The organism is Rhizobium leguminosarum (assembly GCF_002953715.1).
GTDB lineage: Bacteria > Pseudomonadota > Alphaproteobacteria > Rhizobiales > Rhizobiaceae > Rhizobium > Rhizobium leguminosarum_V.
The window spans coordinates 449,511-463,032 of the sequence record NZ_CP025014.1; the positions used below are offsets into that span (position 1 = coordinate 449,511).

At 61.7% G+C, this 13,522-nt stretch carries 13 protein-coding genes; 4 read left to right on the forward strand and 9 right to left on the reverse strand.

What is annotated here, in order from left to right; all coding sequences use genetic code 11:
* Positions 1-140: 140 nt before the first annotated feature.
* On the forward strand, positions 141-1,340 hold the full coding sequence (locus CUJ84_RS31680) for an MFS transporter (protein WP_105009540.1): 1,200 nt from the start codon (positions 141-143) through the stop codon (positions 1,338-1,340).
* 96 nt (positions 1,341-1,436) lie between these two features.
* Entirely contained in the window at positions 1,437-2,639 is a 1,203-nt protein-coding gene (locus CUJ84_RS31685) for an ROK family transcriptional regulator (protein WP_105009541.1), read from the forward strand.
* 133 nt (positions 2,640-2,772) lie between these two features.
* Here the strand turns inward: CUJ84_RS31685 and CUJ84_RS31690 are convergent, their stop codons facing one another.
* Positions 2,773-3,687: a DMT family transporter gene (locus tag CUJ84_RS31690; RefSeq protein ID WP_105009542.1), complete on the reverse strand. Its 915-nt coding sequence runs from the start codon at positions 3,685-3,687 to the stop codon at positions 2,773-2,775.
* A gap of 277 nt (positions 3,688-3,964) precedes the next feature.
* Between CUJ84_RS31690 and CUJ84_RS31695 the strand changes: the two genes are divergently transcribed.
* On the forward strand, positions 3,965-4,705 hold the full coding sequence (locus CUJ84_RS31695; protein WP_105009543.1) for a helix-turn-helix domain-containing protein: 741 nt from the start codon (positions 3,965-3,967) through the stop codon (positions 4,703-4,705).
* 103 nt (positions 4,706-4,808) lie between these two features.
* On the opposite strand, the gene CUJ84_RS31700 is transcribed toward CUJ84_RS31695, so the two are convergent.
* Both CUJ84_RS31700 and CUJ84_RS31705 read right to left on the reverse strand, forming a co-directional pair.
* The gene (locus tag CUJ84_RS31700; RefSeq protein ID WP_105009544.1) at positions 4,809-5,810 is read right to left on the reverse strand and encodes an NADP-dependent oxidoreductase; all 1,002 of its coding nucleotides are present in this window, start codon (positions 5,808-5,810) and stop codon (positions 4,809-4,811) included.
* 49 nt (positions 5,811-5,859) lie between these two features.
* The gene (locus CUJ84_RS31705; protein WP_105009545.1) at positions 5,860-6,675 is read right to left on the reverse strand and encodes an oxidoreductase; all 816 of its coding nucleotides are present in this window, start codon (positions 6,673-6,675) and stop codon (positions 5,860-5,862) included.
* Between the two features lie 90 nt (positions 6,676-6,765).
* Between CUJ84_RS31705 and CUJ84_RS31710 the strand changes: the two genes are divergently transcribed.
* The gene (locus tag CUJ84_RS31710; protein ID WP_105009546.1) at positions 6,766-7,242 is read left to right on the forward strand and encodes a winged helix-turn-helix transcriptional regulator; all 477 of its coding nucleotides are present in this window, start codon (positions 6,766-6,768) and stop codon (positions 7,240-7,242) included.
* An 86-nt stretch (positions 7,243-7,328) separates the two neighbouring features.
* Here the strand turns inward: CUJ84_RS31710 and CUJ84_RS31715 are convergent, their stop codons facing one another.
* The 6 genes from CUJ84_RS31715 to CUJ84_RS31740 are packed head-to-tail and all read right to left on the reverse strand — an operon-like array spanning position 7,329 to position 13,505.
* On the reverse strand, positions 7,329-9,350 hold the full coding sequence (locus CUJ84_RS31715) for a beta-N-acetylhexosaminidase (protein WP_105009547.1): 2,022 nt from the start codon (positions 9,348-9,350) through the stop codon (positions 7,329-7,331).
* A gap of 55 nt (positions 9,351-9,405) precedes the next feature.
* Positions 9,406-9,876: a GNAT family N-acetyltransferase gene (locus tag CUJ84_RS31720; RefSeq protein WP_105009548.1), complete on the reverse strand. Its 471-nt coding sequence runs from the start codon at positions 9,874-9,876 to the stop codon at positions 9,406-9,408.
* Positions 9,877-9,887: 11 nt separating this feature from the next.
* Complete coding sequence (locus CUJ84_RS31725; protein ID WP_105009549.1) at positions 9,888-10,814, reverse strand: ABC transporter ATP-binding protein; 927 nt, start codon at positions 10,812-10,814, stop codon at positions 9,888-9,890.
* On the reverse strand, positions 10,811-11,626 hold the full coding sequence (locus CUJ84_RS31730) for an ABC transporter ATP-binding protein (protein WP_105009550.1): 816 nt from the start codon (positions 11,624-11,626) through the stop codon (positions 10,811-10,813). Before CUJ84_RS31730 ends, CUJ84_RS31725 begins: the two co-directional genes overlap by 4 nt.
* Positions 11,623-12,525: an ABC transporter permease gene (locus CUJ84_RS31735; protein WP_105009551.1), complete on the reverse strand. Its 903-nt coding sequence runs from the start codon at positions 12,523-12,525 to the stop codon at positions 11,623-11,625. The genes CUJ84_RS31730 and CUJ84_RS31735 overlap by 4 nt, the downstream gene beginning before the upstream one ends.
* Positions 12,525-13,505 (reverse strand): ABC transporter permease, encoded by a 981-nt coding sequence (locus CUJ84_RS31740; RefSeq protein ID WP_105009552.1) that lies wholly within the window; start codon positions 13,503-13,505, stop codon positions 12,525-12,527. The genes CUJ84_RS31735 and CUJ84_RS31740 overlap by 1 nt, the downstream gene beginning before the upstream one ends.
* Between the last annotated feature and the right edge of the window lie 17 nt (positions 13,506-13,522).

Consider the following 13,522-nt stretch of genomic DNA (forward strand, 5'->3'; position numbering starts at 1 on the left):
ATGGAACCGCAGAACCGCTCTAACTTTTTGTTTTTACGCAATTCCGGACGAAAAACCGCTTCGCACTTTTCCTGGAATTGCTCCAGAGGAGGACGAGAGGAGCAGGTTGTGAAGCCGGCTTACTTCTGATCGATGACCGCATGAGCCGACTTTTTCCCGACGTCTTCCGCAATCCGGCGATCCGCGCCAGCATGATCGCCATTTTCACCTTCGGAATGGCGGGGGCAATGACTGCCCCCTATCGTTCGGTCGTGGGTATCCGCGAATTGGGCTTGAGCGACGGTCTCTATTCGTTCCTGAGTTTCGTCTCGGCGGCGGTCAACGTCGTCATCAGCATTCTGCTCGGCAATCTCGCCGACCGGCTTGGCGAGTACCGGTCGACGATGATCGGCGCATGTCTCTTCGGCATCGTCGGCTACGGCATGGTCTACGCCTTTCCGACTGCGGCCATATTCGTTATCAGCGGCTTGCTGCCCCTGCCGATCTACGGGGCGCTGAACTCGCTGCTGTTTGCCAATGCGCGCGCGGCGATGCACGGCATGAACCGAAGCGACATGGTGACGGCCAACTCCGGCGTGCGCGCTATGATCTCGCTGTCCTGGGTGCTGATCCCAGGGATAACCGGCCTGCTGCTGTCTGGCGCATCGAGCATGCTGCCGGCCTACCTCTTTGCCAGCATCTCATGCCTGCTCTGCCAGGGGATCGTCGTCTTCGCCTTGCCGAAGCGAACGGGAACGGAGATGGCTGCGGCTCATCATCTCAGCTATCTCGGCGCGCTTCGCCAGGTGGTTTCGCCGCGCATCTCGGCGCATATTTGCGGGGTAGCGCTCATCACCAGCACGCTGCATCTCAATGACGCCCTTCTGCCATTGATCGCCACTGGTGCTGCGCATGGCAGGCTGAGAGACGTCGGCATTCTCGTTGGCATCGTCGCATTGCTGGAAGTCGTCTTCATCATCGTCTGGTCGCGGATCGCGCGGAAGGCCGGCCAGATGACGGCGCTTGCTGCCGGTACCATCATCTATGCCGTGTTCCTCAGTCTTCTCGGCTTTGCCTCTGAGCCGTGGCACCTCTATGCGCTCACCTTGCTTGCAGGCATGGGAGCGTCGGCGATCATCAGCATTCCGATCACCTATCTGCAGGATCTGATCGCCGACCGGCCGGGGCTCGGCAGCGCCCTGATCTCCGTCAATATCTTTGCCAGCGCCGGGATCGGTGCGCTGGTCTTTGCCGCCGGCACCTATGTGACAGGCTATTCGGGAACCGCGATCCTGAGCGCCGTCACCGGATTGGCGGGGATAGCGATCATCGGCCTCCTGCATAGAGGCAAAGCCCGCTAGTCGACAGCATTAGCAAATGGGACGTGACGAAGAATGTGGCTTTCATCAATGTTCGTCTTGTGACAAGGGTGACGCACCATTTCCTTTGAAGGCGACATGAAGGCGATCTCCGGCACGAATCTCGAGCAGGCCAAGTCTCACAACCGGCGAGTGGTAATCGAGGCTGTCCGCACGAACGGTCCCTTGTCGCGCGCGGCAATTGCCCGGATGACGGCGCTGACCGCCCAGACCGTGTCGAATATCGTCGAGGAACTGGAGAGGTCGCACCTTCTCGTCCCATCCGAGGCGCAGAAGCTGGCGCGCGGCCAGCCAATCATCCCCTACACCATCAATCCGCGCGGCGCCTACTCGATCGGCCTCGAACTTGGCCGCCAGCGCGCAAGCGGCGTTCTGACGGATCTCTCCGGTGCCGTCTGCGCGCGCATCGAGCGGCATGTCGAACATCCGGATCCGCAACGGGCCATGCCGGCGCTCCAATCCATCGTCGAGGATCTTCAGCAGGACTTCGCATTCGACCGGAACAGGCTGCTCGGTGTCGGGATGGCCCTGCCCGGCCGCTATGCCGATGGCGGTACCACCTCTCTCAGCCCGTTGAATCTGCCCGGCTGGCAGGGTTTTCCTGTCGGGCATGAGCTGGAACAGCGGGTAAAAGTGCCGGTGCTCGTCGAGAACGATGCGACGGCGGCCGCGATCGGCGAGCGTCTTCACGGTGTCGCCCGCGGTTTGGGCAGCTTCGTCTATCTGTTTCTCGCCGGCGGGGGTGGCATCGGCGCCGGCATGTTCCTCGACGGCCACCTCTACAAGGGCAGTCGCAACAATGCCGGCGAGATCGGCCATATCATCGTCGAACCGCATGGCAAGCTCTGCAGCTGTGGCAAGCGCGGCTGTCTGGATCGCTACGTCTCGCCGGCCGTTGCCTACGAGTTCATGGGCATTGCCAATGCCGAGGAGCTGTCGCCTGACGATCTCGATGCGCTGATCGCCAAGGGCAGTGAAGGTCTCGACGCCTGGCTGGATCAGGCCGTCCAGCCTCTACGGCAGACAGTCGATTTTCTGGAGCTTGCCTTCGATCCGCAGACCATCGTGCTCGGCGGCAGCATCTCTACATCGCTGATGCTTCGGCTTGCAGAGCGGCTGGAACCGCTGCACACCCCGATCGATCCCAACCAGAAGCGGACGGTACCTCGGGTGATGATCGGCATGACCGGCAAGGATACGGCAATCCTCGGTGCCGCCGCCCTGCCGATTTTTTCCGAAACCAATCCGCGCTTCGACGTGCTGCAAAAGCCGCTCGGCTAGAACAGGATGATTTTAGGTCGGATCGGCCTAAAATCTGAATCCTGTTCTAAATCAAAGAAATAGAGCATGATGTCGTCCGAAAACCGCCCACACTTTTCGGCATCATGCTCTAGGGAGATTGCAGACGCCGGTCTCATCCGCCTGCCGGCAGCCTCGCATCTGACTGCGGCGGGCGACGGGCTAGTGGTCGCGCAAAGATGACCACGTTGCCGAGAAGCGTCAGCGCCAGGCCGATCAGGCCCAGACCGCTCCAGTGGTAGCCCTCGAAGACCGTCGACAACGACAGGGCGACGATCGGGAACAGGACGGTGGCATAGGCAGCGCGTGAGGAGCCGATGCGGGACACCAGCATGAGGTAGGTGGTGAAGCCGATCACCGATCCGATTGCCGCGAGATAGAGCATGGCGGCAAGATAGGTGATGTTGGGCGGTGCCACGATCGGCGTTCGCGTCACGGCAATCAGGAAGAGGAGGATGATCGCGCCATAGGTCATGCCCCAGGCATTGGCGGTCAGCGGTGAGATTCCGGCCGCGCTGTTTCGACGCGATGCCATATTGCCCAGCGAGAAGAACAGCGTGCCGAGCGCTGCGAGCCCGATCCCTTTCAACGTGGCCATATCGAAATCGACGACAACGTCCTGTCCGAAAAGGAGCAGAAGCCCGGTTGCTCCGAGCGCGGCTGCGAGAAGCGTGCGGCCTGTAATGCGGTCGCCGAAGAAAAGGCGCGCATTGACGGCATTGTAGATCGTTGCGAGCGAGAAGATCACCGAGATCAGCCCGGACGGGATAGAGGCGGCGGCGTTGTAGAAACAGATGAAATTGAGGCTAAACAGGCAGAGCGCTTGCGCAAGGATGAAAGGTTGATCGCGCAAGGCAGGCAGCTTGAGCTGCCGCATAACAACCAGGATGGCGACGAGGATCGCGGCTGCAACCGCAAATCTGTAAAAGACCGAGACCAAGACCGGCACGGGACCGACCTGCATCGCAATGGCGATCCAGGTCGTCCCCCATATCAGGACGGTCGCGATGAAAAGAGCGGCATTTGCCATGGAGTGATCCTCGTTTTCCCGACCAATAGGCGAACCGTGAGCAGGCCTCTTGCAGATTCTTGCTATGAAATCGATTTGCCCGGACTTCCGGCTCGCCATGCGGGTCATCCGCCGGTATTGTTCGCGCGGCATGGTCAGGTGTGGGGAAGAATTGGTGAAATATAGTCACCCCTCGGTTTTCAGGTTTCTATCCGCATCTCCCACTGCGCGGATGTCACAGTCCATCGATCTAGGGTTCGGGCGATCAGCTGCCATCTGGAGCAATGCACACGACAGGATGAGCTATGAGCGGCCGAACGGTCATACGTTCAGTCTTTATCTCAGGGGCGGCGCCGGAACGCGTCGTCTGGATGGCAGCCCCGCCGCTCGCGGCCGTCCGGGCGTGCTGTGCGTCATGCCACAGGAGCACTCTTCCGAATGGGAAATCACCGACTTCTCCCAATTCGTCCATCTCTATGTTCCCGACGACCAGATGCGCCGGATGTTTGCCGAGACGTTTGACCGCGATGCTCGGCTCATGGCTCTTCCCGAATTAACCTTCGCAGATGCACCCGCCTTGGCGCACACGCTTCGGCAGATGACGAAAGCGATGGTGACGGGCGGTCATCTGCTGGCTGAGGAAGCGATGACGCAGGCGATCAACGATTTCTTCGTTGATCCGCGTTATGGAGGGATGCGTCCCTGTGCGATCAGCGGCGGGCTCGCTCCTCATGTGCGGCGCCGGAGTCTGGAGTATATCGAGGCCCATCTCGGTGAGACAATCCGCTTGCAGGATCTGGCGACGATCGGGCAGCTCAGCGCCTTTCATTTTCAGCGGATGTTCCGGGCAAGCTATGGTGTGTCCCCAAATGGCTGGGTGGCTCACCGGCGTGTCGAGCGCGCCAAATCGATGTTATCAGGCATGGATCCAATAGCGCAGATCGCTTCGGCCTGCGGCTTCAGCAGCCAGAGCCACATGACACGGGCATTCAAGTTGGGCACGGGCGTCACACCCTCTGCCTACCGGCAACGACAATGAAGCCCTTCGCTCGACCGCATTTCTCTTTTCCGAAACCAATCCGCGCTTCGACGTCCTGCCAAAGCCGCTCGGCTTAACCGAGGGTTCTTCGGCCTTCCAGACCTCACTTCACCGCAATGACGACCTTGCCCTTCACGCGTCCCGTTTCCACATAGTCCAGCGCCTCGTTGGTCTTCTCGAATTGGAAGGCCCGGTCGATGACGGGGCGGATGGCGCCCGCCTCGATCAGCGAGGTGATCTTGCCGAGTTGCGCGCCGTTTGCCGTCATGAAGAGGAAGGAATAGCCGATCCCGCGGCGTTTCGATTTCCGCCGGATGCCTAAACTCAAGAAGCGCATGACCTGCCGCAGCAGCCAGCCGAAGCCGTTTTCCCTGGCGAAATCGGGATCGGGCGGACCTGATATCGAGATCAGCTTGCCGCCGGGCTTCAGGACGGCGAGCGATTTCTCCAGCGTATCCTTGCCGAGGCTGTTCAGCACGACGTCATAGCCCTTCAGTACCTTTTCGAAGTCGTCCTTCTTGTAATCGACCACCACGTCGGCGCCGAGGCTTTTCACCAGATCGATATTTGCCGTGCTCACGGTCGTCGCCACATGGGCGCCGAGATGTTTGGCAAGCTGGATCGCGATGGTGCCGACGCCGCCGGAGCCCGCATGGATCAGCACCCTCTGCCCCTTCTGCAGCTTGGCGCGCTCGACCAGCGCCTGCCATGCGGTCAGCGCCACAAGCGGAATGGATGCGGCCTCTTCCATGCTGAGATTGGCGGGTTTCAACGCGATATCGGCAGCGTCGATGGCGATATACTCGGCGAAGGTGCCGATGCGATCCTGGCCAGGACGCGCATAGACCGCGTCGCCGGGTTTGAATTGCCGGACATTGGCGCCGACCCGGACCACGACACCAGCGACATCATTGCCGAGCACCAATGGAAGCCGGTAAGGCAGGATCAGCTTGAATTCTCCGTCCCGGATCTTGGCATCCAGCGGGTTCACGCTGGCGGCATGGATCTCGACCATGACGTCATTCTCGCGCAGCTGCGGTTCAGGGCTCTGGCCGAGCCTGAGGGCGCCGCCTTTCTTGTAGCGATCGATCAGGAATGCTTTCACGGGAGCGAACTTTCGTTTTGCGATGAGCCGACAATACGGCAAGCCAGGATCAATCGGGAAGTTTGTTGAATTTCCGGAGGCTCTTGTCGACGAAGGACTCGGGCAGGAAGCGGCGGATGAAACGCACCTGCCCTGCGGCCTTTCCGGCCGTGTAGCGTCGCTTGGGCGAGGCCGCATTGGCAGCCCGGATGACGGTTGCGGCGACCACCTCGGGCGCATCGCCTTTTGAGACGATCTCGCGCATCAGCTTCTCCGCGTCGGCGCGCACCGCATCATAGACGGCAAGCGGCCGGTCGGGGCGCGTGATGTTCTCCTCGAAGGAGGTGCGGGTGACACCCGGCTCGACGAGCACGACGCGGATGCCCTGTGTGCGCACTTCATGGTCGAGGGATTCCGAATAGCCTTCGATCGCGTGTTTGGTCGCTGCGTAAAGCGCGTTGAAGGGCGCCGGGATCAGCCCGAGGATCGAGCTCAGGTTGATGATCCGGCCGCTACGCTGCCTCCGCATCACCGGCAGCACTGCATTGGTCATGCGCATCGTGCCGAAGACGTTGACGTCGAACACGGCTTTGGCCTGCGCCGTCGTCGATTCCTCGGCGCCGCCGAGCAGGCCGATCCCGGCATTGTTGACCAGAAGATCGATCCGTCCCGTGCGTTTCAGAATCTCGTCGACGACGCTCTGCACGGATTGATCGTCGATGACGTCGCAGACCAGCATGGTGATGCCGTCGGCGGTGTCGGCCATCGGCTTTCGGCTGGTGCCGAACACCCGGTAACCGTCGCGCCGCAGCGCCTTCGCCGTCACCAGCCCGATGCCGGAGGAAGCCCCGGTGACCAGGGCAATGCCGCGTTCTTTCTTGCTCATTGACGTCTGCCTTCGTTTTTGTCGTGGAACATCCATGCGCATTCTGTTACTATCAAATCGATAGCAAGTCACTACTAAAAAGATATCGACATGAAGAATCTTTCCAAACAGCCTTGTCTGATCGCCCGCAGCCTGGCACTCGTCGGCGATGCGTGGAGCATGCTGATCATGCGCGACGCCCATGCGGGGCTGACCCGCTTCGATGAATTTCGCAAAAGCCTCGGCATCGTCCCGACAATGCTGACGGGGCGGCTGTCATCGCTGACCGAGGAAGGATTGCTGGAAAAGCGTCGCTATTCCGAGCGTCCGCCGCGCGACGAATATGTGCTGACGGAAGCCGGCCGCGACTTTCTGCCGGTGCTGTTTGCAATCGGCGCCTGGGGCCGCAAGCACCGCGCCGGCGGTGCAGTCACCCGCTTCTTCGACGCTGAGACCGGTACGGAGATCGATCCCGTCACCATCGACCGCGCGACCGGCGCGCCGATTGGAACACGTCCTATTCGTATCGCAGCACCCGAATGTCAGCTGCCCGCGGCAGATGAAGCGGCACCTGACAACGCCCTTTGAAAGCAATGTCAGTATCCCCCGCCATCACCGCCTCCGGTGATGGCAAGGGTGATCCTCAAAGCAAAACCCGTGACCCGATCTGAGCACTACGACTGCTGCAGCCCGTAGAGCAGCGGCATCAGTCCTGCGAGCGCCCTGAAACGCTCCCACGACTTTGACGAAGGCTTCGTCCAGCCCGTTTCGGCAAGTGCGGAAAGGCGGGGGAAGACGAGGCGGTCGAAAACGGCGCGATCCGTCATCGGCTCGGACCAGATGCAGGCCTGGATGCCGAGGAGTTTCTGTTTCTGGCTCGCCGTCCAGCCGCCGATGGGGTCGAAATTGTAGAGCTTCTCGGCATCCGAGGTGCCTGCCCAGCTGGCGCCGGGCTCGTCCCAGTCCGGCCTGAGCGCCATGTCGAGGTAGTAGACCTGTCCCGGGCAGACGACGATTTCGTAGCCGCGCTCGGCAAGTTCGGCCGAGACCTCGACATTGCGCCAGCTGCAGAGATAGCTCTTCGATTTGTCGATGACATCGCCGTGGGCCGCCTCTTCCCAGCCGCCGGTGATGCAGCCCTTGCTCGCAAGGAAGCGCTGGACGCGGCTCAGGAACTCCGCCTGCAGGATGGCGGCACCCGAGCCGTGGATGTCATCGGCGCCATGGGTATTGGTCACAACGTTCAGCCGCTTGGCATGCGCATCGGCAACCTCGTCGCCTGCTACCGTGCGCAGGCGCTCCAGCGCTTCTGGCGAGCCGGACCACGCGCCAAGCGGAACTTCGTCGGCGCCGAGATGGATGACCTTGAACGGAAAGAGCTCGATGAGTTCTAAGAGGATCGTCTCGATGATCTCATAGGTCTTCTCGCGGGCCGGATTGATGCAATTATCGGGAAAGCCCTGAACCGAATAATAGCTGCCGACCTCGGCCGGATCGCGCAGTTCCGGTATCGCCTGCAGCATGGCGTAGCAATGGCCGGGGACATCGATCTCCGGCACGATCTCCACGCCGAAGCTCTTGGCATGGGCGACGATCTCGCGGATGGCCGCCTTGGTGTAATAGCCGCCGGTGCGGGCCGGGCTAGAACCGAGCAGCGGCGGAACGGCCAGACCGTGGCCGCGCCAGGCACCGACCGCGGTCAAATCAGGATAGGCGTCGATCTCGACGCGCCATGCTTCGTCGTCGGATAGGTGCCAGTGGAAGCGGTTGAGCTTGTTCCAGGCAAGCACCGCCACCAGCTTCTTGACCTCGGCGGCACCGTAGAACTGACGGGCGACGTCGAGATGCAGGCCGCGCCAGCCCATCGACGGCTCGTCGACGATCTCGCCGGAAGCCGGAAACTGGAAGGCCTCGGGATACAGCCTTGCACCGCGCCAGATCTGGCCGAGCGTGACGAGGCCGTAGAGGAAGCCGGTCTGGCTGCTTGCCTCGATCGTGATCGCCTCATCCTCGAAGCTCAGCCGATAGGCCTCTGGCCCGAACCCGGCGGCATCCTTCAGGGCAACCGGAACCGCGCCTTCCGCCTCGCTCCGCACGATGCCTTCGACGGCGAAGAGATGCTCGACCAGCGCTGCGAAACTGCGTGCTGCCGCCTCCCCTTCAGCACTCTGCGCCTGCGGCGCAAAACCGGCCGGAAGCGGCCGGCGCGAGGCGACCGCCACATGGTTCGGCCAGGGGATGATCGACACCTGAACGGGCGCATTGACCGGAACCGGATAGATCTCGGCGCCACGCTTCAAGGGCGCGTTGCTGACCGAAGATCGCGTCGGCTCGATGGTGAGCACGATCGTGCTGCCATCGGCCAAGGCGAGATAACCGCTCGTCGCACCGTCCGTCCAGTGGCGGAACTGCCAGCTCAGCGCGTAGACCGATATCGTCCACGTCTCGCCGGCGCCGAGAACGAAATTGGCCGGCGGCTGGAATTCGGTGAAATTCGAGAGCCGCTGCGAAACCGTGGCGCCTTCGACACGACCGGCCGGATCGACACGACCCGGGCCGCTGACGCAGAGGGAGAAATTCGAAAGCGGCTCGGTGCCGAGGTTTTTGAGGCGCAGGACGTAGGAAAACTCCTTGCCGTCTGCAGGCGGGTTCCAAAGGGTTTCAAGCCGCAGGGTTCTCGGTCGTGATGTGGACATGGTCACTCTTTCCTTTTGAAGATCTGGCCTTTTTGACGATCTGGCCTTTTGAAAATCAGCTCTTGAGCATCCCGGCGTAAATGCCGGGAGCGGAATTGGGGATCGGCACGGCCCCGACGGCCTTTTCGTAAAAGGCAGAAGGGCCGACGTCGCCGATGATCGCATAGGCATAGCCCATCGCTTTCAGGTCGTTCAGGCTGGCAAAAAGCAATGCCCGGCCGATGCCGAGCCCGCGAAGGCCTTCGTCGACGCCGGTCGGTCCGAAGAAACCGCGCGCCGTGGCTTCGTGGCAGGAAAAGCCGACGAGCTTCTGCTCGCGCGTGGCGATGAAGCAGGTCGGCGGCTGGCGGGTCATCGCGACGGATGCCTCGCTCGCCCATCCCTCACCGAATTGTTCTGCGATCCAACCAGTGATCAGCCGGAATTCCGGCGGCAGAGCCCGGCGGATCGTCACACCCTTGCGCGCCATTCGTCCGGGCGACTGCGTGTCTGGCGACAGGGTGGAGAGGTTGACGAGATAGTCCACTTTGCCATCCTTCAGCTGGAAACGCCGAGCGCGCGTATGAAATGGTTGGAGCCGACCTGCTCGATAACAGTCGATTCAGGACGGCTGAGCGAGCGTACCTTTTCCGCCTGTTCGAGGAAACGCGCGCTTCCGCCCGTCACGAACGGCCGGCTGCCATCCGGAACGGCTGACAGCAGCAATTTTGTATAGGGATGGCGCGGATCGGACAGAACCGTATCGGTGTCGCCCCATTCGACCATCTGGCCGGCGAACATGACGACGATCTCCTCGGCCACATGTGCGGCCGTTGCGATGTCGTGGGTGATATAGAGCATGGCCAGGTCATTTTCCCGTTTCACCGTCGCGAGCAGATCGAGAATGTCCTTGCGGATGGAGACATCGAGCATCGAGGTCGGCTCATCGGCGACCAGCACGCTCGGCGCGACGGCTAGCGCCCGGGCGATATTCACCCGCTGCCGCTGGCCGCCCGAGAGTTCATGCGGGAATTTCTGCCTGGTCAAATCGGGTTCCAGCCCGACGCTTGTCAGCAGGCGGCCAATCTCTTCGGCAAGATCCGCCCTGGAGCCGCTCTGCCGATGCAATTGCAGCGGCCGCGCCAGATGATGGCTGACCGTAAAGGCCGGATTGAGCGATGAGAACGGATCCTGAAAGACCATCTGCACCTCCCTGCGGTACTGATGCTCGTCCTTCGCCTCGCCGCGGGCGGTCAGATCCTGCCCGCGGAAAAACAGCCTGCCGCCCGTCGGCTTGTCCAAGCGCGCGATGATGCGGGCGCAAGTCGTCTTGCCGCAGCCGGATTCTCCGACCAGCGCCAGGGCCCGACCGGGAAAGAGCGAGAAGGACACACCTTTCAATGCCTGTACCGGGCCGAAATTACGCTTGAGATCTTCGAGCCGGATCACGGCTTCAGCGACCACAGGATTTGCCTCCGCCTTCATGCCAAGACTCCCGATAGGTGCGGATTGCCTGGAAGCTGCGGAATGGCATTCCAAAGCTTGCGGGTATAATCGTGCAGTGGCGCCTGGGCGACCTGGCGCACGTCGCCCACTTCGACGAGTTCGCCCTTCAGCATGACGCCGATGCGCTGGCAGAGCTGCGCCATCAGATGCAGGTCATGGGTGATGAAGAGCACAGAGAAACCATAGGTCCGCTGAAGATCGACGACCTGCTCGAGGATCTCCCGCTGCACGACCACATCGAGGGCCGTCGTCGGCTCGTCCATGATGATAAGCTCGGGTCTGAGCGCCAGGCAGATGGCGATGACGATGCGCTGACGCATGCCGCCGGAGAACTGGTGCGGGTAATCGCCGATGCGATGCGTGGGAATGCCGACGAGACGGAACATCTCCTCAGCCCGAGCCCTTGATTCCTCATGCGAGCAACCGGTGTGCCGGCGCAGAACGTCATGGAACTGCGCCTCGACCCGCATCAGCGGATTGAGCGAATTCATCGCGCTCTGAAAGACCATGCCGATGCGCTTCCAGCGGATTCTCTGCAACTCGCGTTCCGGCAGCCTCAAAAGATCCTGTCCATCGAGCTTTATGCTGCCGCCGCTGATCCAGGCAGGCGCCTTGGAAAGACGGGTGATGGCATAGGCGATCGTGCTCTTGCCGCAACCGGATTCACCGGCGAGCCCGAAGATCTCGCCGCGGCCGATATTGAAGGAGACCTCCTTCACGGCACGGAATTCTCCCTTGTCGACGAGATAGTCGACATTGAGCTTTTCGATTTCCAGAAGATTGTCGCTCATCGGCCAAGCTCCAGTTCCCTGTTGCGAGCACGGTTGAGGCGGAACCAGCGCGTCAGCGCCGGGCCGGAGCGCAACTGCGGATTGGCGATCTCGTCGAAGGTGAAATTCAAAAGAGCAAGGCCTAGCCCAGTCAGCGCGATGCCGAGCGCCGGCACCCCGATGTCCCACCATGCACCGACCATGATCGCCGAGGAATTCTGGGCATTGTAGAGCATCGTGCCCCAGGAGACCTTCAGCGGATCGCCGAAACCCAGATATTCGAGCGTCGTCTGGGCAACGATGGCGTAGATGATGCTGCCGACGAGGTTGATGCCGATCAGCGTCGTCAGGTTCGGCAGGATTTCCACGAAGATGATGCGCCAGGCCGGCTCTCCGATCATCTTGGAGGCCGTGACGAAGTCGCGATTGCGAAGCGCCATCGTCTGCGAGCGTGTCATGCGAGCACCCCAGGGCCAGGAGGTCAGCGCGATAATCGCCATGATCGTCATCGGCCCGACCGTGCCGGCGAAGGAGGCGAGCAGGATCAGAAGCGGCATATTCGGCACGACAAGCACGGCATTGGTCGCAAGATCGAGCACCGCATCGGTCCTGCCGCCGGCATAACCGGCGATGAGGCCGATGGCCGTGCCGAGAACGGTGATGGCAATGCCCGTGGCAAAGCCGACGGAGAGAGAGCTGCGGGCACCCCAGACGAACTGGCGATAGACATCCCGTCCCATCTTCGTGGTGCCCATGACGTGTTCGATCGACGGCGGCTGATGCGAGCGCCCGACACGTGCTCCGGGCTCGCCGGGCGCAACGATCGGCGCAAACAGCGCCATCAGCCACAGAGACACGATGATGACGAGGCCGGCCAGCGCTTTCTTCTGCCTGAGGATAGGCCGCAGCGTAAAGCCCATCATACGGCCTCCCGCAATCTGGGATCGACGAGCCCGTAGATGATGTCGACGAGGAAGTTGGCGCCCAGCGTCGCGAGCGTCATCAGCAGCAACTGCCCCTGGATGACAGGGTAATCGCGGGCGATGCTCGCAGTATAGAGCGTCAGTCCCAACCCCGGATAGTTGAAGACGATCTCGGTGACGATCGAGCCGCCGAAGACGGCGCCGAGCATCAGCGCCAGGTTGGTCAGAACAGGAAGCATGGCATTGCGTGCGCCGTAGCCGAACATGACGGTGAGGTGGTTGAGCCCTTTGGCACGCGCCATGGTTACATAGTCCTCGCCAAGTACCGAGATCATCGACGAGCGCATCGTCGTCTGGAACTCGCCGATCAGAAACGGCGAAAGCGTCAGGACCGGCAGGATGGCATGCATGAATACACTGCCAATGAAGGTGAAATCGAAGGCGGGATCGAGGTTCGGATCATAGGCGTATCCCACCGGAAACCAGCGCAGCGAGACCGCGAAGACGAAAAGCGTCGTCAGCGCCACGATGACCGGCGGCACCGAAATCATGATCACGGAGAGCGGCGAGACGATCGTGTCGAAGCGTCCGCCACGGCGCCAAGCCGAGATCGCGCCGAGCACGACACCAACGCAGAGCGAAAAGATGATCGCGGTGGTGACGAGGAAGACCGTCCAGAGCGTCGAACGGCCAAGAACCTGGACGACGGTCTGGGGGTAATATTTGACCGAGACGCCGAGATCGAGGGTCGCCAACCCCTTCACGTAATCGACGAACTGCCAGAGCATCGGCTGGTCGACCGCGCCGAAGCGTGCCTTGATCGCCTCGACGGCGGCAGGTGTTGCCCGCGCGCCGAGCTGGGCGACCATGGCATCGACCGGGCTCCCCGGCATCAGCCGGGGAAGAATGAAGTTCATGACGATGGCGAACGCCAGGGCGACCGCATAGACGCCGAGGCGCCGGCTCGAAACGCGCATTTCCGCTCCCTCGCGAG